This is a genomic window from Streptomyces sp. NPDC058664, from assembly GCF_042716635.1.
Lineage (GTDB): Bacteria > Actinomycetota > Actinomycetes > Streptomycetales > Streptomycetaceae > Streptomyces.
In genome coordinates this window covers 72,252-93,333 of the sequence record NZ_JBHXRW010000012.1, presented here as the reverse complement: position 1 = coordinate 93,333, position 21,082 = coordinate 72,252, and the positions used below count along the sequence as shown (strand labels likewise).

At 71.3% G+C, this 21,082-nt stretch carries 19 protein-coding genes and 1 pseudogene; 7 read left to right on the top strand and 13 right to left on the bottom strand.

Features of this window, described 5'->3' with window-relative positions; translation table 11 throughout:
- Positions 1-14 precede the first annotated feature (14 nt).
- Both ACFWUY_RS12780 and ACFWUY_RS12775 read right to left on the bottom strand, forming a co-directional pair.
- Entirely contained in the window at positions 15-764 is a 750-nt protein-coding gene (locus tag ACFWUY_RS12780) for a hypothetical protein (RefSeq protein WP_384106366.1), read from the bottom strand.
- A gap of 2 nt (positions 765-766) precedes the next feature.
- Entirely contained in the window at positions 767-2,278 is a 1,512-nt protein-coding gene (locus ACFWUY_RS12775) for a hypothetical protein (protein ID WP_384106363.1), read from the bottom strand.
- Positions 2,279-2,422: 144 nt separating this feature from the next.
- Here ACFWUY_RS12775 and ACFWUY_RS12770 point away from each other — a divergent pair, with 144 nt between their 5' ends.
- Positions 2,423-4,216, top strand: a complete 1,794-nt coding sequence (locus ACFWUY_RS12770) for an NHL domain-containing thioredoxin family protein (RefSeq protein WP_384106360.1) — start codon at positions 2,423-2,425, stop codon at positions 4,214-4,216.
- A gap of 60 nt (positions 4,217-4,276) precedes the next feature.
- Here the strand turns inward: ACFWUY_RS12770 and ACFWUY_RS12765 are convergent, their stop codons facing one another.
- Positions 4,277-5,584 (bottom strand): M18 family aminopeptidase, encoded by a 1,308-nt coding sequence (locus tag ACFWUY_RS12765; protein ID WP_384106357.1) that lies wholly within the window; start codon positions 5,582-5,584, stop codon positions 4,277-4,279.
- A gap of 344 nt (positions 5,585-5,928) precedes the next feature.
- Positions 5,929-7,758 carry an acyl-CoA dehydrogenase gene (locus tag ACFWUY_RS12760; RefSeq protein WP_384106354.1) on the bottom strand — a complete coding sequence of 610 codons (1,830 nt, stop codon included), beginning with the start codon at positions 7,756-7,758 and terminating at the stop codon, positions 5,929-5,931.
- 294 nt (positions 7,759-8,052) lie between these two features.
- Between ACFWUY_RS12760 and ACFWUY_RS12755 the strand changes: the two genes are divergently transcribed.
- The 4 genes from ACFWUY_RS12755 (at position 8,053) to ACFWUY_RS12740 (ending at position 11,545) form a co-directional block, all read left to right on the top strand.
- The gene (locus tag ACFWUY_RS12755; protein ID WP_384106350.1) at positions 8,053-8,493 is read left to right on the top strand and encodes a calmodulin-binding protein; all 441 of its coding nucleotides are present in this window, start codon (positions 8,053-8,055) and stop codon (positions 8,491-8,493) included.
- Between the two features lie 40 nt (positions 8,494-8,533).
- Positions 8,534-9,040, top strand: a complete 507-nt coding sequence (locus tag ACFWUY_RS12750) for an SseB family protein (RefSeq protein WP_384106347.1) — start codon at positions 8,534-8,536, stop codon at positions 9,038-9,040.
- Between the two features lie 147 nt (positions 9,041-9,187).
- The gene (locus ACFWUY_RS12745; RefSeq protein ID WP_384106344.1) at positions 9,188-10,150 is read left to right on the top strand and encodes a pirin family protein; all 963 of its coding nucleotides are present in this window, start codon (positions 9,188-9,190) and stop codon (positions 10,148-10,150) included.
- Positions 10,151-10,357: 207 nt separating this feature from the next.
- The gene (locus ACFWUY_RS12740) at positions 10,358-11,545 is read left to right on the top strand and encodes an AI-2E family transporter (RefSeq protein ID WP_384106340.1); all 1,188 of its coding nucleotides are present in this window, start codon (positions 10,358-10,360) and stop codon (positions 11,543-11,545) included.
- Here the strand turns inward: ACFWUY_RS12740 and ACFWUY_RS12735 are convergent.
- From ACFWUY_RS12735 to ACFWUY_RS12725, 3 genes are all read right to left on the bottom strand, one after another.
- The gene (locus tag ACFWUY_RS12735) at positions 11,532-11,690 is read right to left on the bottom strand and encodes a hypothetical protein (RefSeq protein WP_384106337.1); all 159 of its coding nucleotides are present in this window, start codon (positions 11,688-11,690) and stop codon (positions 11,532-11,534) included. The genes ACFWUY_RS12740 and ACFWUY_RS12735 overlap by 14 nt on opposite strands.
- A gap of 120 nt (positions 11,691-11,810) precedes the next feature.
- A complete protein-coding gene (locus ACFWUY_RS12730; RefSeq protein WP_384106334.1) occupies positions 11,811-12,629 on the bottom strand; it encodes an MBL fold metallo-hydrolase in 819 nt (272 codons plus the stop codon).
- 164 nt (positions 12,630-12,793) lie between these two features.
- Positions 12,794-14,914: a SpoIIE family protein phosphatase gene (locus ACFWUY_RS12725; protein WP_384106332.1), complete on the bottom strand. Its 2,121-nt coding sequence runs from the start codon at positions 14,912-14,914 to the stop codon at positions 12,794-12,796.
- A gap of 203 nt (positions 14,915-15,117) precedes the next feature.
- Between ACFWUY_RS12725 and aspS the strand changes: the two genes are divergently transcribed.
- Positions 15,118-16,944 (top strand): aspartate--tRNA ligase, encoded by a 1,827-nt coding sequence (gene aspS, locus ACFWUY_RS12720; RefSeq protein WP_384106330.1) that lies wholly within the window; start codon positions 15,118-15,120, stop codon positions 16,942-16,944.
- Between the two features lie 112 nt (positions 16,945-17,056).
- Here aspS and ACFWUY_RS12715 read toward each other — a convergent pair whose 3' ends face one another.
- The 5 genes and pseudogenes from ACFWUY_RS12715 to ACFWUY_RS12695 all read right to left on the bottom strand — a co-directional run bounded on the left by ACFWUY_RS12715 (position 17,057) and on the right by ACFWUY_RS12695 (position 19,752).
- A complete protein-coding gene (locus ACFWUY_RS12715; protein WP_384106328.1) occupies positions 17,057-17,356 on the bottom strand; it encodes a hypothetical protein in 300 nt (99 codons plus the stop codon).
- Positions 17,340-17,594, bottom strand: a complete 255-nt coding sequence (locus tag ACFWUY_RS12710; RefSeq protein ID WP_384106560.1) for a hypothetical protein — start codon at positions 17,592-17,594, stop codon at positions 17,340-17,342. Before ACFWUY_RS12710 ends, ACFWUY_RS12715 begins: the two co-directional genes overlap by 17 nt.
- Before the next feature lie 192 nt (positions 17,595-17,786).
- Positions 17,787-18,600 (bottom strand): annotated as a pseudogene (locus ACFWUY_RS12705) (RHS repeat-associated core domain-containing protein); the annotation flags it as partial.
- 132 nt (positions 18,601-18,732) lie between these two features.
- Positions 18,733-19,194 carry a hypothetical protein gene (locus ACFWUY_RS12700; RefSeq protein WP_384106325.1) on the bottom strand — a complete coding sequence of 154 codons (462 nt, stop codon included), beginning with the start codon at positions 19,192-19,194 and terminating at the stop codon, positions 18,733-18,735.
- A gap of 111 nt (positions 19,195-19,305) precedes the next feature.
- Positions 19,306-19,752 carry a DUF1772 domain-containing protein gene (locus tag ACFWUY_RS12695; RefSeq protein WP_384106322.1) on the bottom strand — a complete coding sequence of 149 codons (447 nt, stop codon included), beginning with the start codon at positions 19,750-19,752 and terminating at the stop codon, positions 19,306-19,308.
- A 91-nt stretch (positions 19,753-19,843) separates the two neighbouring features.
- Here ACFWUY_RS12695 and ACFWUY_RS12690 point away from each other — a divergent pair, with 91 nt between their 5' ends.
- Positions 19,844-20,422, top strand: coding sequence for a TetR/AcrR family transcriptional regulator (locus tag ACFWUY_RS12690; protein WP_384106319.1), 579 nt, complete (start codon positions 19,844-19,846; stop codon positions 20,420-20,422).
- Positions 20,423-20,734: 312 nt separating this feature from the next.
- On the opposite strand, the gene ACFWUY_RS12685 is transcribed toward ACFWUY_RS12690, so the two are convergent.
- Complete coding sequence (locus ACFWUY_RS12685; protein ID WP_384106317.1) at positions 20,735-20,965, bottom strand: hypothetical protein; 231 nt, start codon at positions 20,963-20,965, stop codon at positions 20,735-20,737.
- Between the last annotated feature and the right edge of the window lie 117 nt (positions 20,966-21,082).

Here is a 21,082-nt window from a genome sequence, read left to right as displayed (position 1 = left end):
CCCTCCCCGAGATCTCACCCGAAGTAGCGGGTGAACGCGTCCGGGGTCGCCCCGAGCACCGGCCCGAACGGCGAGTCGAGCTGATGGATCAGCAGCACGGTGAAGGCGATGAAGCCCGCCAGGCCCATCACCATCACCACATGGGTCGTGCTCCTCCTGATCCCGAAGAGGAACATGAACGCCAGCGTCAGCGAGCCGCCGATGATCAGACCCGCCCACAGCACGGGGGAGAGCCGTTCCTGCGCCGCCGCCTCCCGGCCGCGCCGCGCGTCGTCGACGTAGCCGAGCTGGGCGAGGACCTCCTGGGCGGCGATCTGCTGGGGCACCTTCGCGGAGTCCCCCACCTCGCCGGCCCGCCGCAGGTCTTCGAGGAGCCGCCAGCCGGACATGTCGAGCGGCTCGCGCGCCGCCATCACCGGCCATTCGACGTCGACGACATGACCGGCGTACGTCCGGGCCGCGTCGCGCAGCGGCTGCCGCCGGTCGGCGGGGAGCGCGTCCGCGAGCAGATACATCTGGTGGAGGGCGCTCGCCTCGGCCTGTACGTGGTCGTCCGCGGCGGAACGGGTGTCCCAGACGGAGACCAGGCAGAGGCCGAGGACGACGGCGTAGAGGACCGACACCATCATGGCGATGTACTCGGCGACGTCCTCGCGGTCCTCCTCGTCCTCGCCGAGCGGGAAGAGCTTGGTCTTGACGAAGACGCCGAGGGCGGCGGCGAGCGCGACGCCGAGGACGACGACGAGCGTTTCGAACAGGGCCACGGTCAGCTCCGCCGGTTGCCGAGGAGGGCGGCCGCGACGGCCGCGGGGATCAGGAGCAGCAGCAGCATCGTCACGACGCCGAGCTCACCCGCCTCCCGCCCCCGCCGCCGCAGACGCCCCAGGAAGCCCTCGGAGTCGAGGGCGGCGGCGCGACGGGCGACGGGAGGACTGACGCCGGAGTCGATGCCGCCGACCCCGGCGTCGGTACGGGCTTCGGTCCCGGTGCCGTCCCCGGCGCCGGGCGGTCCGACGGGCAGGACCGGGTCCAGGGCGGCGGGGGGCACGGCGCCCGGTGGTACGGCCCCGGGGGGAACGGCTGCCGGAGGCAAGGCGCCGGCTCCGGGTACGCCAGCCGCGGGCCCGGCGGCCCCAGGGGCGGCGGCTCCCGCCCCGGCGGCCCCGGGCGCGGCGGCACCCGGTACGGCTCCGGCCCCTGCTCCGGCGGCCCCAGGCGCGGCGGCCCCGGCCCCGGCCCTGGCGCCCACCGCCGGGGCGGCTCCCGGTCCGGTTCCGGCCCCTGCTCCGGCCGCGGGAGCCCCCGCGGCCCCCGGGACCGATACGCCAGGCGCACCCGGCACCGACCCTGCCGCCGTCCCTGTCCCCGTCCCCGCCGTCCCCGTCCCCTGTACGGACTCCCCAACGGACTCCCCCACGGAATTCCCTGCGGATCCCCTCCGGGAGGCCCCCGCTCCTGCCGCCCCTGCCGCCGCCCTCCGGGTCCCCTCCACCGTGAACTCGGCCGACGACCGGGCGACGAGCGTCGGAGCGGCGACCCGGCTGCCTCCCGGTGAGTACGTGGTCACCCGGTCGCTGCCGGAGGCGACCCCCGCACTCCGGTGGGTGCCGGGGAGTCGCCGTACGGTGGCCGTGCAGGGGACCGAGGCACCCGGGGCGAGCAGGGGAACGGTCCCGGGCCGCCCCGCGCAGTCCACGGAGCCGCCGCGCAGTCCGAGGGCGGTGTCCAGGACCCGTACCGCGTGAAGGGGCCGGTTGCCGCGGTTGGTCACGGTGTACGTGACGGTGGCCGCGCCCCGGCCCGAGGCCCCGACGGTCACCCGCTCGCTGAGCCCGAGGGCTCCGGCGATCCCGTCGTAGCCGGCGCGGGCGGTCGCGGTGAGCCGCCGACCGAGCGAGGGGACGGTGCCCTCCGCGCGCACGGTGCCCCGGCGCAGTCCGGGCACCGCCCGGAAACGGGCGACACACTCCAGCTCCCCGAGCGCGACGAGCGGCTCGGCCGGGCAGCGCACGGACCCGGCGGGGACCTGGGGGTCGACGACCCGCACCCCGTACAGGTCCGCCTCCCCGTGGTTGACGAGGCGGTACCGCTTCACGACCTGCCCGCCGACCCGGGCGGCGGGCGGCCGCCGCCAGCTGTTCTCCCGGCCGTTCAGGGTCACGGTGAGTTCCAGGTCCCCGTTCCCGACCCCGCCGGCCCGTGCGGAGGCTGCCGGGAGGGTCAGGCAGGGTGCGACGGGCAGCAGGACGAGCAGCACCACCAGGAGCCTCCTGCTCACCCGATGGCAGCAATAATCCGATGATCCGACAAGGTGCTCCACCATGTCCGTCATGCTCACCAGCCCCCGCCTCCGCCCCACCCCTGGACACGCGCCCCCGCCCCACCCGGCCCCCACTTTCCACCCGTACGGCACCCTTGACCCATGAACGACTCCGCGCCCGCGCCCGCGCCCCGCCGTGCCCGTGTCCGCGCCCCCGAGCTGATCGGCAAGGGTGGCTGGCTGAACACGGGAGGAGACGATCTGACCCTCGCCGACCTGCGAGGAAAGATCGTTCTGCTCGATTTTTGGACCTTCTGCTGCGTGAACTGCCTGCACGTCCTCGACGAGCTCCGTGACCTGGAGGAGAAGCACCGCGACACGCTCGTGATCGTCGGGGTGCACTCGCCGAAGTTCGTGCACGAGGCCGAGCACCAGGCCGTCGTCGACGCCGTCGAGCGGTACGAGGTGCACCATCCCGTACTGGACGACCCCGAGCTCGCGACCTGGAAGCAGTACGCCGTGCGCGCCTGGCCGACGCTCGTCGTGATCGACCCCGAGGGCTACGTCGTCGCCCAGCACGCAGGTGAGGGGCACGCCAACGCGATCCGGACGCTCGTCGAGGAGCTGGAGGCCGAGCACGAGGCCAAGGGGACGCTGCGGCGCGGGGACGGGCCGTACGTGGCGCCCGAGCCCGTCGCCACCGATCTGCGGTTCCCCGGCAAGGTGATCCGGCTGCCCTCCGGGAACCTCCTCGTCTCCGACACCACCCGGCACCAGCTCGTCGAGCTCGCCGCCGACGGCGAGACCGTCGTCCGGCGGATCGGCGAGGGCGTCTTCCGGGAGCCGCAGGGGCTCGCGCAGCTGCCCGACGGCAGGGTCGTCGTCGCCGACACCGTGAACCACTCCCTGCGCGTCCTCGACCCGGAGAGCGGCGCCGTCGAGCTCGTCGCCGGTACCGGCAGGCAGTGGTGGCAGGGGTCTCCCACCTCCGGGCCCGCCCTCGAGGTCGACCTGTCCTCGCCGTGGGACGTGGCCTGGTGGCAGGGCAAGGTGTGGATCGCCATGGCCGGCGTCCACCAGCTGTGGACGTACGACCCGGAGACCGGGACCGCCGAGGTCGCCGCCGGGACCACCAACGAGGGGCTCGTCGACGGGCCCGCCGCCGAGGCCTGGTTCGCACAGCCCTCGGGGCTCTCGGCCACCGAGGACCGGCTGTGGATCGCCGACTCCGAGACCAGCGCCCTGCGCTGGATCGACCGGGAGGGCCACGTCCACACCGCCGTCGGCACCGGCCTCTTCGACTTCGGTCACCGCGACGGCCCCGCCGCCCAGGCCCTGCTCCAGCACCCGCTGGGCGTGACCGCCCTGCCCGACGGCTCGGTGGCCGTCAGCGACACGTACAACCACGCCCTGCGCCGCTACGACCCCGCCACCGGCGAGGTCACCACCCTCGCCACCGACCTGCGCGAGCCCAGCGACGCGGTCCTCGTCGACGGCGACATCGTGGTCGTCGAGTCCGCCCGGCACCGGCTGACCCGGCTGCGGCTCCCCGAGGAGGCCGTACGGGTCGAGGCCGTGGCCCACCGCACCCGGCGCGAGGCCACCGAGGTCGCTCCCGGCCGTCTCCGTCTCGACGTCGTCTTCCAGGCCCCGAACGGGCAGAAGCTGGACGACCGCTACGGCCCGTCGACCCGGCTCCTGGTCTCCTCGACCCCGCCCGAGCTGCTGCTCGGCGGCGAGGGCACGGGCACGGACCTCTTCCGGGAGCTCGATCTGAACCCGGAGGTCACGGAGGGCGTCCTGCACGTCTCGGCGATGGCCGCGTCCTGCGACGACGACCCCGCCAACGAGTACCCGGCCTGCCACGTCCACCAGCAGGACTGGGGCGTCCCGGTGAAGGTCACGGAGGCGGGCGTCTCCCGCCTGCCGCTGATCCTCGCCGGCATGGACGCCTGACGGACACTGCCCTGGACGGGCCCGCTTGGGCCCCGTCCAGGGCAGCTCCACCCGGTGGGCTCAGCCCTCCAGGAAGGCGACCAGGGCGTTCGCGAGGAGGTACGGGTCCTCGGCGCCGCACAGTTCGCGGGCGCTGTGCATGGAGAGGATCGCGACGCCGATGTCGACGGTGCTGATGCCGTGGCGGGCCGCGGTGATCGGGCCGATCGTCGTGCCGCAGGGCATGTCGTTGTTGGAGACGAACGACTGCCACGGCACGCCCGCCTTCTCGCAGGCGGCGGCGAAGACCGCGCGGCCGGAACCGTCGGTGGCGTACCGCTGGTTGACGTTCACCTTGAGGATCGGGCCGCCGTTGACGCGCGGGTGGTGCGTCGGGTCGTGGCGCTCCGCGTAGTTGGGGTGGACGGCGTGGCCGGTGTCGGAGGAGAGGCAGACGGTGCCGGCGAAGGCGCGCGCCCGGTCCTCGTAGGAGCCGCCCCGGGCGTAGACGGAACGCTCCAGGACGTTGCCGAGGAGGGGGCCCTGGGCGCCGGTGTCGGCCTCGGAGCCGTTCTCCTCGTGGTCGAAGGCGGCGAGGACCGGGATGTACGGGAGGTCGTCGCGGCCGGCGAGGGAGGCGAGCGCGGCGGTGGCGGCGTGGACGGAGAGCAGGTTGTCCATGCGCGGGCCGGCCAGGAGCTCGCGGTCCCGGCCCAGGTACGCGGGGGCCTCCACGGCGTGGACCATCAGGTCCCAGCCGCTGACGTCCTCGGCGTCGACGCCGGCCTCGGCGGCGACGAAGGAGATCAGGTCGCCCTCGTGGACGTCGCCGATGCCCCAGACGGGCTGCATGTGGCGCTGGCGCTCCAGCTTGAGGCCGTCGTTGGCCCCCCGGTCGAGGTGGATGGCGAGCTGCGGGACGCGCAGCAGCGGCCGGTCGACGTTGACGAGGTGGTGACTGCCGTCGCGGAGGGTGAGCCGGCCGGCGAGGCCGAGGTCGCGGTCCAGCCAGGTGTTGAGGAGGCTGCCGCCGTAGATCTCGACGGCGACCTGGCGCCAGCCCTGCGCGCCCATGTCGGGGCGCGGCTTGACGCGCAGGTTGGGGGAGTCGGTGTGGGCGCCGACGATGCGGTACGGGGTGTGGGCGGCGGCGCCCTCCGGCACGTACCACGCGATGATCGCGCCGCCGCGGATCACGTACTTCCCGCCGCTCGTCCCGTCCCAGGCGGCGGTCTCCTCGACCTGCCGGAAGCCGACCTCCTCAAGCCGTCCGGCGGCGCTCGCGACCGCGTGGTACGGCGAGGGCGAGGCCGTCAGGAAGGCCATGAGGTCGTCGGTGTGTCCGCGGTCGAAGGGGCCGGCGGTAGGACGGGAAGCTGCGCTGCTCATGGGCTCACCTTACGCAGCGGGGCTCCGCCGGATGTGGCGGGATGACCGCTGCCCACCCGGGCGGGACGGTCACCGCCACCCGTAGACCCCGGTGAACGGGGCGGGGCGTGCGGGTCGGTGGACCGGTGCGTGTGGGCCGGTGGGCCGGTGGGCCGGCGGTGTGCGGTTGCGCGTCCGAGCCTTGGCTGTGCGGGTCGGTGCGCCCGGGGCCGGTTGCGTCCGCCCGTAGGACCTGGCGAGTGAGCCAAAGGGGCGCGCCGGGGGCGAACCGAGCCCCAAAAAAGGCAGTACGGCCCGCCCCCCTCCCCGGGGACGGGCCGTTCCCTGCAGGACGTGGGCGCGTCTTAGAACGCGGCCTCGTCCAGGTCCATCAGCGAGCCGTCGACGGCCTCGGCGAGGGCGCGCTCGGCGGTGACGCCGGGCAGGACGTTGGCGGCGAAGAACTTCGCGGCCGCGATCTTGCCCTGGTAGAAGGCGGCGTCCTTGCCGGTGGCGCCGGCGGCCAGCTTCTCGGCGGCGACGGCCGCACCGCGCAGCAGCAGGTAGCCGACGACGACGTCGCCGGAGGCGAGCAGCAGGCGGGTGGTGTTGAGGCCGACCTTGTAGATGTTCTTGACGTCCTCGCCGGTGGCGGTGAGGTCGGTGATCATCGTGCCGACGATGCCCTCGAGGTCGACGGCGGCCTTGGCGAGCGCGTCGCGGGCGCCGGCCAGGTCGTCGCCGCCGGTGCCGACGGCGAGGAACTTCTTGATCTCCTCGGACAGCGTGTTCAGGGCCGCGCCCTGGTCGCGGACGATCTTCCGGAAGAAGAAGTCCTGGCCCTGGATGGCGGTGGTGCCCTCGTACAGGGTGTCGATCTTGGCGTCCCGGATGTACTGCTCGATCGGGTACTCCTGGAGGAAGCCGGAGCCGCCGAAGGTCTGGAGCGACTGCGCGAGCTGCTCGTAGCCCTTCTCGGAGCCGTATCCCTTGACGATCGGGAGCAGCAGGTCGTTGAGGCCGTGGAGGGCCTTGACGTCCTCGCCGGCCGCTTCCTTGACCGCGATCTCGTCCTGCACGGAGGCCGTGTAGAGGACGAGGGAGCGCATGCCCTCGGCGTACGCCTTCTGCGTCATCAGCGAGCGGCGGACGTCGGGGTGGTGCGTGATGGTGACCTTGGGCGCGGCCTTGTCCATGAAGTTGGCCAGGTCGGTGCCCTGGACGCGCTCCTTGGCGTACTCCAGGGCGTTGAGGTAGCCCGTGGAGAGGGTGGAGATCGCCTTCGTGCCGACCATCATGCGGGCGAACTCGATGATGAGGAACATCTGGCGGATGCCGTCGTGCTTGTCGCCGATGAGCCAGCCCTTGGCGGGGTGCTTGTCGCCGAAGGTCATCTCGCACGTGTTGGAGGCCTTGAGGCCCATCTTGTGCTCGACGTTGGTGGCGTAGACGCCGTTGCGCTCGCCGAGCTCGCCGGTCTCCCAGTCGAACTCGTACTTCGGGACGAGGAAGAGGGAGAGGCCCTTGGTGCCGGGGCCGGCGCCTTCGGGGCGGGCGAGGACGTAGTGGAGGATGTTCTCCTCCATGTCGTGCTCACCGGACGTGATGAAGCGCTTGACGCCCTCGATGTGCCAGGAGCCGTCTTCCTGCTGGACGGCCTTGGTGCGGCCGGCGCCGACGTCCGAGCCGGCGTCGGGCTCGGTGAGGACCATGGTGGAGCCCCAGCGCTTCTCGACGGCGATCTGCGCGGCCTTCTTCTGCTGCTCGTTGCCCTCGGTGTAGAGGATGCCGGCGAAGGCCGGGCCGGAGGAGTACATCCAGATGGCCGGGTTCGAGCCGAGGAGCAGCTCCGCGTACGCCCAGATCAGGGAGCGGGGGGAGACGGTGCCGCCGATCTCCTCCGGGATGCCGAGGCGCCAGTACTCGGACTCCATGAAGGCGTTGTACGACTTCTTGAAGGTGGCCGGGACCGGGGCGGTGTTGGTCTCGGGGTCGAAGACCGGCGGGTTGCGGTCGGCGTCGGCGAAGGACTCCGCGAGCTCGTTCTCGGCGAGGCGGCGGATCTCGTCGAGGATGCTCTTGGCGGTCTCGACGTCCATCTCCTCGAACGGCCCGGTGCCGTACACCTTGTCGCGGCCGAGGACCTCGAAGAGGTTGAACTCGATGTCGCGGAGATTCGACTTGTAGTGCCCCATGGCGACGGCTCCGTAAGGCTCGGGGAGGGAGGTTCCTCGTACACGTACCAGCGAGTAGCAAAACGCTCTCTCCGATGATGCTACCCGTCGGTAATAAGAGCAACCCCTCACGGGGCAACTGTGACGTCAATCGCCGCCGTCAAGGGTCTGGAGCGACTCGCCTGCGGAGGAGTGGGGAACTCGGGCGAGCGGGGCGTGTTGCGTAACCGAGACGCTACGCTCCGTGACGGAAGCGCCCGTCGTGATCTTGGCGGGCGGCCACCCCCCATCCCTTTCCTCACGGAGGACACTCCCGTGTCACGTCTGACCACGCGCCTCGGCGCCCTCTTCGCCGGCACCCTGCTCGCCCTGACCACCGCCGCGTCCGGATCCCCGGCCTCCGCCGCCGACCCGGCGTACTTCGAGTTCACGGACATCACCCGCGAGACCTTCGTCGTCCAGCTCACCGACGACGCGAAGATCGCCAGGGCCCGCGCGATCCTGAGCGGCGAGGAGCGGGAGGAGACCCACGTCGTCGGCCGGATCATCAAGCGGACCCAGCCCTACAACACCAAGTGGAGCTACCACCTGGACCCCTCGACGGTGGGCTTCTTCTCGTACGCCATCGAGGTCTGCGACGCCACGATCCCCTACGTCGAGGACCACCTCGACGAGGCCGGCGGCGCCTTCCTGCCCGGTCACTACTGGTGCCCCTGGACCTCGCGGCTGACCCGTGAGGTCGCGGCGTCCGAGTAGGGGTCCCTGGCGGGGCGGCGCGCTCGATAGTCTGGGGCCCATGTACGGCTACGAGCAGAATCCGGGTGCCCAGCAGCAGTACGCGCCGCCTCCGCAGCAGCAGTACGCCCCGCCGCAGGCCGACATGCAGGGCGGAATGCAGGCCGGCGGGTACGGGCAGCCGCAGGCGCCGCTCTACCCCGAGCCCTCCCCGCCCTCCCTCGCCGACGCCGTACGCGCCTTCACGACCGGCACGCTCGCGCCCGAGGACTTCCAGCAGATCTTCGCGACCTCCAAGGTCTACTGCCCGCGCGGCGACAACCCGGGCTTCCTCGCCCTGCACAACACCCAGCAGCCGGTCATCCCGATGTTCACCTCGCTCAAGGAGCTGCGGCGGTACGCGGGCAAGGAGTCGAAGTACTTCGTGATCACCGGTGCCGAGGTGATCGACCTGCTGCCGACCGGCTACGGCTTCGTCCTCGACATGGAGGGCGACCACCGGATGGTCTTCGACGCGAAGGCCGTGGAGCAGATGGTCGACTTCGCGATGCGGCGGATGTACGGCTGACCGATCCTGAGACGTACGGGACCTGATGTGTACGGGGCGCCCGGGAGGAATTCCTCCCGGGCGTTCCGCGTTCCGGGTGGCAAGAAGTTCAGCGTTCAACTAAAGTGGACGTACAAGGCCGCCGAGGCCGTACCCAGGAGGTCCGCCATGCCCGCCGTGACTGTCGAGAACCCGCTCACCCTGCCGCGCGTCGCCGCCACCGCCGACGCCGTCTCGCGCCCCGTGCTCACCGTGACCACGGCACCCACGGGCTTCGAGGGCGAGGGCTTCCCGGTGCGCCGCGCGTTCGCCGGGATCAGCTACCAGTACCTCGACCCGTTCATCATGATGGACCAGATGGGCGAGGTGGAGTACGCGCCCGGAGAGCCCAAGGGCACGCCCTGGCACCCGCACCGGGGCTTCGAGACCGTCACCTACATCGTCGACGGGGTCTTCGACCACCAGGACTCCAACGGCGGCGGCGGCACCATCACCAACGGCGACACCCAGTGGATGACCGCCGGCGCCGGTCTCCTCCACATCGAGGCCCCGCCGGAGTCCCTCGTCGTCAGCGGCGGCCTCTTCCACGGCCTCCAGCTCTGGGTGAACCTGCCCGCGGCCGACAAGATGATGGCCCCCCGCTACCAGGACATCCGCGGTGGCCAGGTCCAGCTCCTCACCTCCCCCGACGGCGGCGCGCTGCTCCGCGTCATCGCCGGCGAGCTCGACGGGCACGACGGGCCGGGCATCACCCACACCCCGATCACGATGATCCACGCGACGCTGCGGCCCGGCGCCGAGATCACCCTGCCGTGGCGCGAGGACTTCAACGGCCTCGCGTACGTCATGGCCGGACGCGGCACCGTCGGCGCCGAGCGGCGACCGGTCCACATGGGCCAGACCGCCGTCTTCGGCAAGGGCGGCGCGCTCACCGTCCGCGCCGACGAGAAGCAGGACGGGAACACGCCGGACCTGGAGGTCGTCCTCCTCGGCGGCCGCCCGATCCGCGAGCCCATGGCCCACTACGGCCCGTTCGTCATGAACACCCAGGCCGAACTGCGCCAGGCCTTCGAGGACTTCCAGGCCGGCCGGCTCGGGACGATCCCGGCGGTGCACGGGATGGGCGACTAGGACGCGGGAGGCGCTACCGCTGTCGAGCGGGAGGCGCCACCGCTGTCGCACAAGAGGCGCCGCCGTTGTCGTACGACAGACGCCGCCGCTGTCGCGCGAGAGGCGCCATCGCCGCCGCGTGGGAGGCGTCACCACTGTTGACGGACCGTCACCCGTACGGTCCGTCAGGGAGCGACGACACGCCGGCGGGCGTGGTGCGGTGGTCGGATGCAGACGAGTTCAGCGCTGGTCCCCGAAGGCGCAAGACGGGTCGCCGCCTGGTGTGTCGTCCTCCTGCTCGTCGCCGGGGTCGCCGCCTGGTGTGTCGTCCTCCTGCTCGTCGCCGGGGTCGCCGCCGTCTTCGTCTGGCTGTGCGTCGTCTTCCCGACGGCCGTCACCCCCGTCCTGCTCGCGATCCTCGGCACCGCCCTCCTCGGGCCCCTCTACCGCCGGCTGATCCGCATGAAGGTGCGGAAGGCGCTCGCCGCCGCGCTCACCGTCGTCGCCGTCGTCGCGGTCGTCGGCGGAGTCACGTACATCGTCGTCCTCGCGCTCATCGAGACCGGCGGTCAGATCGTCGCCTCGCTGCGACAGGCCGCCGCCGACATCGCGAAGCACTTCGGCGCGGCCGGTACCTCCCTCGACGACCTCGCCGCGAACGCCGAAGGTCTCCTCAAGCGGTTCGGCGGCACCGCCGCCTCCGGGGTGATCAGCGGACTCAGCGTCGTCGCCGAGATGATGGCCACCGCCGTCCTCGCGCTGCTCCTCATCTTCTTCTTCCTGAAGGACTCCGACCGGGCCTCGGGCACCCTGCGCGCCCTCGCCCCCCGTGCCACCGGAGACACCGTCGAGGGCATGGCACGCCGGGCCTTCGAAGCCGTCGAGGGGTACATGCGCGGGACGACGTTCGTCGCCCTCATCGACGCGGTCATCATCGGCACGGGACTGCTCGTCCTCGACGTGCCGGGAGCGGTGGGACTCGCCGCGCTCGTCTTCGTCACCGCGTACATCCCGTACCTCGGGGCCTTCCTCTCCGGCGCCGTCGCCGTCCTCGTCGCCCTCGCCGACCGGGGCTTCGTCATCGCCCTGTGGGTCCTCGGCGTCGTCCTCGCCGTCCAGGTCCTGGAGGGGAACGTCCTCCAGCCGTTCGTACAGAGCAGGACCGTGCAGATGCACCCGGCCGCGGTCATGCTGGCGATCACGGCGGGCGCGTCCGTCGCGGGCGTCCTGGGCATGCTCCTCGCCGTACCGCTGACGGCCGCGGCGACGGGGGTCCTCGTCGAGCTGCGTGCGCGGTACGGGTCGCCACCGCCACCGCCACCGCCACCGCCACCGCCACCGTCGCCGCCGCCGGATCCGCGGCTCGGGCCGGGGCCGGACACCGAGCGGCCCCCCGGCGGGCTCAGCGGGGCTTGAGCACGGCCAGGATCCGCATCGCCTCCACCACCGCCGGACTGCTGCCCCGGGTCGTCCGCTCCCACCTCCGCACGCTGCTCTCCAGCCGCTCCTCGGCACCCGGGGCGGTGTCGGTCCCGCGGTGCCGGTGCCCGGCCTCTGCCAAGACCCGGCACCGGTCAAGCCCTCGGCGGGGAACGAGGTCAACCACCCGTCTACAGCGCTCTGTTGGGTACGCCGAGGTACCCGATCCCGTCTTCGGCCACGCCCCCGATCCTGTTCCCGCTCAGGTCGCGGCCGGCTGCCCGCCCGGCTCGAAGGACGCCAGCATCTGCTCCAGGGCCGCCTGGTCGGGGCCGACGAACGGGTCCACGTCCGGGGCCATCATGATCGTGTCGATCATCGAATCCGTCATCCGGACCGCCGGCGGCAGGTGCGTGGACAGCACGATCTCCGGGGCCATGTCCCGCAGCGGGTCGACCGTCGCCCGGTACTTCGCCGGGTCCACGATGTGCACCCACGGGCTGTCCACGGACGCCCACAGCAGCTGGGTCTGCCGCAGCTCCTCGGGCTTGAGGTCGTTCGCGTGCCCGCTCTCCGCCAGCTCGGCGGTCGGCATCGGCCCGCCGAAGCAGTCGGAACTGAAGCAGATCCGGGTCTTCTCGTCGTAGAAGCCGACCGTGGCGGGGTTGTCGAAGAGCGGCGGCCTGAAGGCGCGCAGCATGCGGTCGCCGACGTCGAGGGACTGGCCGGGGTTGAGGAAGTAGACCCGGTCCGGCGGCAGCGGGCGTTCCGTGGTCATGATCCCGGCGCCGATGAAGGTGGTGACGACCTTCGCCCGGGGCGCGGCCACGAGCAGGTCGAAGATGCCGCCCGTGTGGTCGCGGTCGGGGTGGGTGAGCCAGATCCAGAGGACGTCGGCGGGGTCGATGACCGAGCCGAGCGTGTTGATGAAGTTCCGGTCCGCCAGCGAGAGGCCCGTGTCGACGACGACGGGCTCGGCGGCGGTGAGGACGTACGCGTTGGCGGGGATGTGCCCGATCCCGGGTGCTTCGAGGCTGTCGGCCAGGACGGTGGTGTCGCTCCCGACCTTGTGGATGTCCATGGCAAGCTCCGTGCTCCCCCCGGCGGCCGTACGTCACCAGTCTGCGCCGGTGTACGGGCCCTCGCGCGCCGGGAACGAGCGCCGGGCGCAGGGGCGGGGCGAGCCGGAGGCCGCTGCCTGTGGCGCGGTACGGAGAGGGCGCCGCCCCCGCCGTCCCGCCCCCGCTATCCGCAGCAGAGCTCTCCCGGCGACCCCTCGTTCAGCTCGAACCAGATCGCCTTGCCCTCGCCGCGCGGGTCGACGCCCCACGCGTCCGCGAGCATCTCCATCAGGACCAGGCCGCGGCCGCTGGACGCCATCTCGCCCGGGTGGCGCTTGTGCGGGAGTTCGTCGCTCGTGTCGGCGACCTCGACGCGCAGCCGCCGGGACTTCTCGGCGCATGCGACCTCGGCGACCAGGAGGGCGTCGCCGTCCGTGTGGACGAGGACGTTGGTGACCATCTCGGAGACCATGAGGACCGCCGAGTCGAGCTGGTCCCCGTCCGCCCAGTCGTGCAGCAGCTGCCGTATCTGCTCCCGCGCCTCCGCGATCCGTTCCGGCTCCGCCTGGGCGATCGTCATGATGGTGCGGCGCGGGGCCTCCACCACCGGGCCGACGGGCCGGCGGGAGAGCAGCAGGACCGCGATGTCGTCCTCGCGGCGGTCGGCGAGCGGCCCGGTCGTGTGGTGGGAGCCGGGGCCGTGGACGGCCTCCACGAGGGTGTCGGCGAGCTGCTCCAGGTCCTCGCCGTCGTGGGACTCCAGGAGCTTCCTGACCCGCTCCCAGCCGGTGTCCAGGTCGTGCCCGCCGGTCTCCAGGAGGCCGTCGGTGCAGATCATCAGGGTCTCGCCGGGGTCCAGGGTGAGCCGGGTGGTGGGGTAGTCGGTGTCGGGGTCGATGCCGAGCGGCAGGCCGCCGGCCGTGGGCCTCAGCAGAACCGTTCCGTCGTTCATCCGTACCGCCGGGTCCGGATGTCCCGCCCGCGCGATGTCGACCGTTCCCGTCTCCAGGTCGACCTCCAGGTACAGGCAGGTCGCGAAGCGCGGCCCGCCCGTGTTCTCCCCGTCGTCCCCGTCGGTGATCCCGTACAGGAAGCGCGAGGCGCGGGAGAGGACGGCGTCCGGCCGGTGGCCCTCGGAGGCGTACGCGCGCAGGGCGATCCGCAGCTGCCCCATCAGCCCCGCCGCCCGCACGTCGTGGCCCTGTACGTCGCCGATGACGAGGGCGATGCGTCCCGGGCCGCGCCCGCCGGCGCGGGAGGTGCCGCCGGGCAGCCGGATCATGTCGTACCAGTCGCCGCCGACCTGGAGGCCGCCGCCGGTCGGCACGTACCGGGCGGCGACCTGGATGCCGGGGATCCCCGGCCCGAGGAACGGCATCATCGTCCGCTGCAGTCCGAGCGACAGCTCGCGCTCGGACTCGGCCACGCCCGCGCGTGCGAGGGCCTGCGCCAGCATCCGCGCCACCGTCGTGAGCACCGAGCGCTCGTCGGGCGAGAACACCACCGGGTGCTTGAAGGCCGCCATCCAGGCGCCCATCGTGCGCCCGGCGACGACCAGCGGCACGAAGGCCCAGGAGCGGCGCCCGAAGCGCTGGGCGAGCGGCCAGGTCATGGGGAAGCGGCGCAGGTAATCGTCGGGGGAGGACAGGTAGATCGCCCGGCCGGTGCGTACGACCTCCGCCGCCGGATAGTCGGTGTCGAGCGACATCGACGTGAAGGGCCCCTCGTCGCCCTCGCTGTGCCCGTGGTGGCCGATGACCGTCAGCCGGTCGCCCGCCACCCCGAAGACGGCGAGTCCGTCCGGCGAGAAGCCGGGCATCGAGAGGGAGGCGGCCACCCGCAGCACCTCGGCCGTCGACCGGGCCTCGGCGAGCGCCCGTCCCGCGTCGAGGAGGAACGCCTCGCGGGAGCGGCGCCAGTCGCCTGTGACGGGAGTGCGGGCGGCTGTTCCCGGAAGGATCTCGGCGACCTCCTGGAGGGTGCCGACCAACTGGTAGTCGTTCCCCTCGACGAGCGGCTTCGACCTGCTCCGTACGGTACGGACCACCCGTCCGTGCTCGTCCATGATCCGCAGCCGGGCCTCGGCGAGGGTGCCCTCGGCGACGGCGAGGTTGACGACGCCGTCGATCTCGTTCCAGTCGACCGGATGAAAACGGGAGCGTACGGCCGCCTCGCTGAGCCGGGCGGGCTCGGCGGGCAGCCCGAGCAGCCGGGCGGCCTCGGCGTCGAGCGAGACGATCCCCGACGCGTTGTCCCAGCGCCACAGGCCGGTCGCGATCGCGGCCAGGACGTCCTCGGTGCGCATTGCCCTACTTTATGAATATCGGACTCCAGGTCGCCACCGAGAGTATTCGAAAAGCGATCACGGCCCGGCCGGTACCCTGGACGGGTCCGCCCGCGTGTCCTGTGACATCCGTGACTCCGACCCTGCGGGGCCGGTGGCACCGATGGCAGAGGCGACGGGCGGCGGCCCACGACCCACGAATCCCGAAGACTGGATGAACGACGATGCATCGGTACAGGTCCCACACCTGCGGCGAGCTCCGCGCCTCTGACGTCGGCACCGACGTCCGGCTGAGCGGCTGGCTGCACAATCGGCGCGACCTGGGCGGCATCCTCTTCATCGATCTGCGCGACCACTACGGCATCACGCAGCTCGTCGCCCGCCCCGGCACCGCCGCGGCCGAGGTCCTCGACAAGCTGACCAAGGAGACCGTCGTCCGCGTGGACGGCAAGGTCGTCTCGCGCGGCGCCGAGAACGTCAACCCGGAGCTGCCCACCGGCGAGATCGAGATCGAGGCCGCCGAGGTCGAGATCCTGGGCGCCTCGAAGCCGCTCCCCTTCACCGTCAACACCGACGACGGCGTCAACGAGGAGCGGCGCCTGGAGTACCGCTTCCTCGACCTGCGCCGCGAGCGCATGCACCGCAACATCATGCTGCGCTCCGCCGTCATCGCCGCCATCCGCTCCAAGATGGTGGCCCTCGGCTTCAACGAGATGGCGACCCCGATCCTCGCCGCGACCTCCCCCGAGGGCGCCCGCGACTTCGTCGTCCCGTCCCGCCTGAACCCGGGCAAGTTCTACGCGCTGCCGCAGGCCCCGCAGCAGTTCAAGCAGCTGCTCATGATCTCGGGCTTCGACCGGTACTTCCAGATCGCGCCCTGCTTCCGCGACGAGGACGCCCGCGCCGACCGCTCGCCGGGCGAGTTCTACCAGCTCGACGTCGAGATGAGCTTCGTCGAGCAGGAGGACGTCTTCCAGCCGATCGAGAAGCTCATGACGGAGATCTTCGAGGAGTTCGGCGGCGGCCGCCACGTCACCTCGCCGTTCCCGCGGATCCCGTTCCGCGAGTCGATGCTGAAGTACGGCAACGACAAGCCCGACCTGCGTACGTCCCTGGAACTCGTCGACATCTCCGACGTCTTCGAGGCGTCGGAGTTCAAGGCCTTCGCCGGCAAGCACGTCCGCGCGCTCGCCGTCCCGAACACCGGCGACCAGCCGCGCAAGTTCTTCGACCAGCTCGGCGACTTCGCGGTCTCCCTCGGCGCGAAGGGCCTGGCCTGGGTCCGCGTCGGCGAGGGCAACGCCCTCACCGGCCCGATCGCCAAGTTCCTCACCGAGGAGAACGTCAAGGTCCTCACCGAGCGCCTCGGCCTGGCCCCCGGCCACGCGATCTTCTTCGGCGCGGGCGAGTTCGACGAGGTCTCCAAGATCATGGGCCCGGTCCGGGTCGAGGCCGCCAAGCGCGCCGGCCAGTTCGAGGAGAACGTCTTCCGCTTCGCGTGGATCGTCGACTTCCCGATGTACGAGAAGGACGAGGAGACCGGCAAGATCGACTTCTCGCACAACCCCTTCTCGATGCCCCAGGGCGGCCTCGAGGCCCTGGAGACCCAGGACCCGCTGGACGTCCTCGGCTGGCAGTACGACATCGTCTGCAACGGCATCGAGCTCTCCTCCGGCGCCATCCGGAACCACGAGCCCGAGATCATGTTCAAGGCCTTCGAGATCGCGGGCTACTCCCGCGAGACCGTCGAGCACGAGTTCGCGGGCATGCTCCGCGCCTTCGAGTACGGCGCCCCGCCGCACGGCGGCATCGCCCCGGGCGTCGACCGCATCGTGATGCTCCTCGCCGACGAGCCGAACATCCGCGAGACCATCGCCTTCCCGCTGAACGGCAACGCCCAGGACCTCCTGATGGGCGCCCCGACGGAACTGGACGAGTCCCGCCTGCGCGAGCTGAACATCCAGCTCCGCAAGCCGGTCGCGAAGACGGCGGAGAAGCCGGCGGACGACCGCCCGGTGACGGAAGCGGTCCACCCGGACGCGGCGCGGTAAGCCTGACGGATGAGCGAAGCGAGGGCCTGGAATCCGCAAGGAGTCCGGGCCCTTTCGCATGCACGGCGACCCGCTGCCGTCCCCGTATGCCGTCAGCACGTCTCGCGACGCCTCATGACTGTCTTTCCTCGTCGAACGGAACCAGCACGGACCCTTCGCCCAGACCGGCGAGTGGGCGGCCCGTCAGATGGACTCTGGCGTTATGCGGGGGGTCGAATAATTCCACATCCCGGCTATATCGAACAATGCGATTCAGGGTGAAGTGCCGGGTGGATGATTCTGGTTCTTCCCCCTGCTCGAGAAAATTCTGACCTACTCGTGCGATCCCGCCGATGCAACGGACGACGCAAACGCCGCCGTCGGCGTTCTCCTGTTCGATTGAGTAGATTTGAAGCTTACTGGTTTCCGGCACGTCTGTACGCCTCCTGGATAAACCTTGCTACCTGGTCGGTAGTCAGCTTGAGCATGTCAAACCTGAGAGCGTCAGTGATGTCGCCATAGTTGTTGATCTTCGGGACGTGTATGTCCATTCCTGCGAGTATGTCCCTCGCGACACTTGAGGGAATCGTCGCTCCGGCGCGTCTGGCGAGCTCGGCGGCAGGAAAGCCTATTGCGACTTCTGCCTCTGGTGGAATGAACCCGCGTTCCACCGGAATCCCTTCAAGAGCACTTCTCGGTATGAGGTGCACTACGGCGTCGCCATATTGCTCCGAATGCCGAGCGAACGCCATCGCAACGCCAGGGCCGGTTGACGTGGGGGTGAACCCTGATGCTGCAGTTCCGCCGCTGGCGCCGAATCCTGTGGTCGTACCGCGAAAGAGGTGATCCTCGGGAGGACACCCGTCGGGCGCAAGTCCCAGCGGGTCGCACCACTTATGTGGACTATGGACGTACGTCGCCGGGTTCGGGGCCGGGGTCAGCCCCAGGGGGGGCCGGGGAGAGGCAGCGGGCGTTTTCCGGGTCGTAGTAGCGGAAGTGGTTGTAGTGCAGGCCCGATTCGGGGTCGAAGTACTGGCCCGGGAAGCGGAGCGGGGTGTAGGCGGTGGCCGATCTGGTCCAGGTCGTCGTGCCCCAGAGAGGCGTGCGGGTTCGCCAGGCCAAGCCGCCTGATTCGTCGGCGAGTTCCGTCGGGGTGCCGATCAGGTCGGTGACGATGGCGAAGAAGCGTTCGTCGTCCGTGTCCGTGCGGCGTTCCGTCTGGGCCAGGGGGCGCAGGCCCGCGTGGTCCCAGGTGAGGGTGACGTCGGCCGTCGTCTGGTCGCAGAGGGTCGTGCCGTCCCACGTGAAGTGGACCGTTTCCAGCGGGGATTGCTTGGATATGCGGCGGCCCAGAGGGTCGTACGCGTACCGCCACACCGTGTCGTCCGGGGTCGTCACCGAGGTCAGGCGATCCTCCGCGTCCCACTCGTAGCGCCAGGTGTCCGGCTTGCGGGAGAGACGGGTCTTCCGGCGCAGGACGATCCGGCCCTGGTCGTCGTGTTCGTAGCGGACGGCCCCCGCGCCGGTGATACGGGTGCCCTCGTAGGTGCGCCCGCCCGTTGCGGACTGGGGCGGGTGCGTGGCCGGCCAGGACGCCTCCGTCTGGTTGCCCGCCTCGTCGTAGGCGTACCGCTCCGTCCAGTCGTTCGCGTGGACGGCCGTCACCCGTCCCGCCGAACAAAAACCCGAACTCGTCAGGTCGACGTGCCTCGGGTCTTTCGGGCTCAGGTCCCCGGCCCGTCCAGGGCGGCCGTGAGGCCGTCGAGGACCAGGATCAGGACCAGGATCAGGACCAGGAGCGGGGCCGGATCAGGAGAAGGAGTGCGTGATGATCCAGTCCTCGTACTCCTCGACCGAGACCGCGCACAGTGACCTGCCGTCCAGGGAGGCCGCGATGAACTCGGGGTTTCCGGTCGCGGTGGCGATGCGGGAGGGGAGACGGGTGCCGGTCGCGTCCCGCATCCTGCGCCATTCCCCGCTCGGGCTGCCCGGGGGCCAGGAGAACAGGAGGAACTCCCCGTCCCGGTCGAACAGTCCCATCCGATCCGCTTCTTCGTACCAGAGGGCGTCCACTCGTTCCCGTACGTTCGGGTCCGTCTGAAGGACCGTCGTGGTGGGCTTCACCTCGTACCCGACCACGGCGAGGAACGCTCTCCTGGGGTCCGGTGCGTCTTCCGGTACCCCTCCACCGGCCTCCACCAGGCCCTGTCGCGCGAGCTCCTCGACCCGGTCGCGAACTCCGCGGTCCTCGCCTTCGTGTCGCTTCGTCATGTCTCTCCCGGAGCGGGGACTTGGCGGGCCGGTCGCCCGCCGGTGATCCCGCCACCGTTCCCGCTCTGCCCCAGGGGATCGTGCGCCAGCGGCGTGGTATCGGCCCGCGGCTCAGGTGAGGGCGGTGACCAGCAGGGTGAAGGCGGCGATGATGACGGCGACGCGGATGTAGTGGAAGCGGTCCCAGCGGTTCATCTGCTCCTTCCAGTCCTCGGGCCGGTTCTCGGGGGTCCACGTCTTGCCCCGGTTGTTGATCGGGACGAGCAGCAGGATCGACATGATCACGCTCAGGATCAGCAGCGCGGCGGCGATGACGACGAGGCCGGTGCCGGGGTCATGCCATCCGGCGACGGCCCAGACCGCGGTCAGGACGAGCGAGCCGATGTACCAGACCGGCATGACGGCGCCGAGCATCCGGCCCCCGTGGGCGCGGCCGAGCTGACCGCTGTCGTCGGGGAGTCCGTTGAGGATCGGGTTGAGGACGAAGGCGACGGCGAACTCCACCCCCACCATCAGGCCGACGACCACGGTGGTGAAGACCTCGAGTGCGTTGAGCACGGTGACCCCTTCTGGAATCTAGCGTTGCTAGCTGATGAAGCAAGGCTAGTACTACTGCCGCTCGATTGTCTAGCGATGCTAGGATCGGTTCATGTCGGTACAGGAACGCAAGCAGCGCGAACGGGCGGACCGCGAACGCCTCATCGTGGCGACGGCCCGTGAACTCGCCGAGCAGCAGGGCTGGGACGCGGTCACCACCCGCCGGCTCGCCGAGCGCATCGAATACAGCCAGCCCGTCCTCTACAGCCACTTCCGCGGCAAGCGCGAGATAATCGGCGCCGTCGCCCTCGAGGGTGCCGCCGAGATGGCCGCGGCGCTGCGGGCCGCGGCCGCCGCCGCGGACGGCCCTCGCGCCCGGGTCACCGCCCTCGCCCGCGCCTACCTCGACTTCGCCGAGCGCAACCCGGCGGTCTACGACGCCATGTTCCGGCTGGACGGCGACCTGGCGTTCGCGCACGAGGACACTCCGGAGCCCCTGAAGGACGCCTTCGCCGCCCTGCTGGAAAGCCTCGGCGAGGTCGCCGGGGAGGGCGTCCACCCAGGACTGTTCACCGAGGTGTTCTGGGCGGCCCTGCACGGGGTGGCCACCCTGATCCGGGCGGGACGGATGCCGGCGGCGGACGTCGAGCGGAGGGTGGAACTGCTGGTGGACCGGTTCGCCGTGATCTGACACACCGTCCTCGTCGGCCCCCTCGCGGCGAAGACCTGCCCGGGCCGGAGGACACCCCCGGCGCGGCGGACGATGCGGGCACCGCCGTCGGGGCCGTGCTCGACCACGGTGTGGATCCGGAGCACACCGGCCTCCGACACGGTAGTCCTTCGGCTGTCACGCGTTCTGCCTCCGCGCTGCGCGCCATGGGCCCGGCCGGTGCGCAGAGAGCCCGGGAACGGACGTCGTCCCCGGGCCCTTCCGACTTCCCGCCGAAAGCGCGAGGCCAGGGCCGCACGTCGAGCGAGGACGGTCGGTCGGTGCGCCGGGGCGTCAGCCGCGGTGGACCGTCTCGCAGGTGTGCGTGACCTGGTCCAGGGTGGCGAGGTCCGCGGTGACGGTGTCGTTGCTGCCGCCCGCCGTGCCGGCGCGGGCCAGCCAGACGCGCAGCGTCTCGGGGTCGCCGCAGCCGGTGACGCGGGCGCGGACGTCGCATGTAGGTCGGTCCGCTGGCCACGGGCCGGGCCGCCCATTCCGCCGTGGCGCGGTCCTGGCAGACGACAAGGAGGGTGGTCGGCAGCCCGTACTTCGTCCACAGGTGCGAGACGTAGTACGCCCAGCTCGCCGGCTTCGACGGGTCCTTAGATGTGGTGCATCGCTTCGTGCGGTGGGTTGACCACG

Bases quoted from the DNA above. Each gene is read 5' to 3' on its own strand.
- ACFWUY_RS12740 (WP_384106340.1), top strand. From the start codon at position 10,358: ATGCAGACGAGTTCAGCGCTGGTCCCCGAAGGCGCAAGACGGGTCGCC.
- ACFWUY_RS12750 (WP_384106347.1), top strand. From the start codon at position 8,534: ATGTACGGCTACGAGCAGAATCCGGGTGCCCAGCAGCAGTACGCGCCG.
- ACFWUY_RS12725 (WP_384106332.1), bottom strand. From the start codon at position 14,914: ATGCGCACCGAGGACGTCCTGGCCGCGATCGCGACCGGCCTGTGGCGC.
- aspS (WP_384106330.1), top strand. From the start codon at position 15,118: ATGCATCGGTACAGGTCCCACACCTGCGGCGAGCTCCGCGCCTCTGAC.
- ACFWUY_RS12730 (WP_384106334.1), bottom strand. From the start codon at position 12,629: ATGGACATCCACAAGGTCGGGAGCGACACCACCGTCCTGGCCGACAGC.
- ACFWUY_RS12700 (WP_384106325.1), bottom strand. From the start codon at position 19,194: ATGACGAAGCGACACGAAGGCGAGGACCGCGGAGTTCGCGACCGGGTC.
- ACFWUY_RS12770 (WP_384106360.1), top strand. From the start codon at position 2,423: ATGAACGACTCCGCGCCCGCGCCCGCGCCCCGCCGTGCCCGTGTCCGC.
- ACFWUY_RS12745 (WP_384106344.1), top strand. From the start codon at position 9,188: ATGCCCGCCGTGACTGTCGAGAACCCGCTCACCCTGCCGCGCGTCGCC.
- ACFWUY_RS12760 (WP_384106354.1), bottom strand. From the start codon at position 7,758: ATGGGGCACTACAAGTCGAATCTCCGCGACATCGAGTTCAACCTCTTC.
- ACFWUY_RS12690 (WP_384106319.1), top strand. From the start codon at position 19,844: ATGTCGGTACAGGAACGCAAGCAGCGCGAACGGGCGGACCGCGAACGC.
- ACFWUY_RS12765 (WP_384106357.1), bottom strand. From the start codon at position 5,584: ATGAGCAGCGCAGCTTCCCGTCCTACCGCCGGCCCCTTCGACCGCGGA.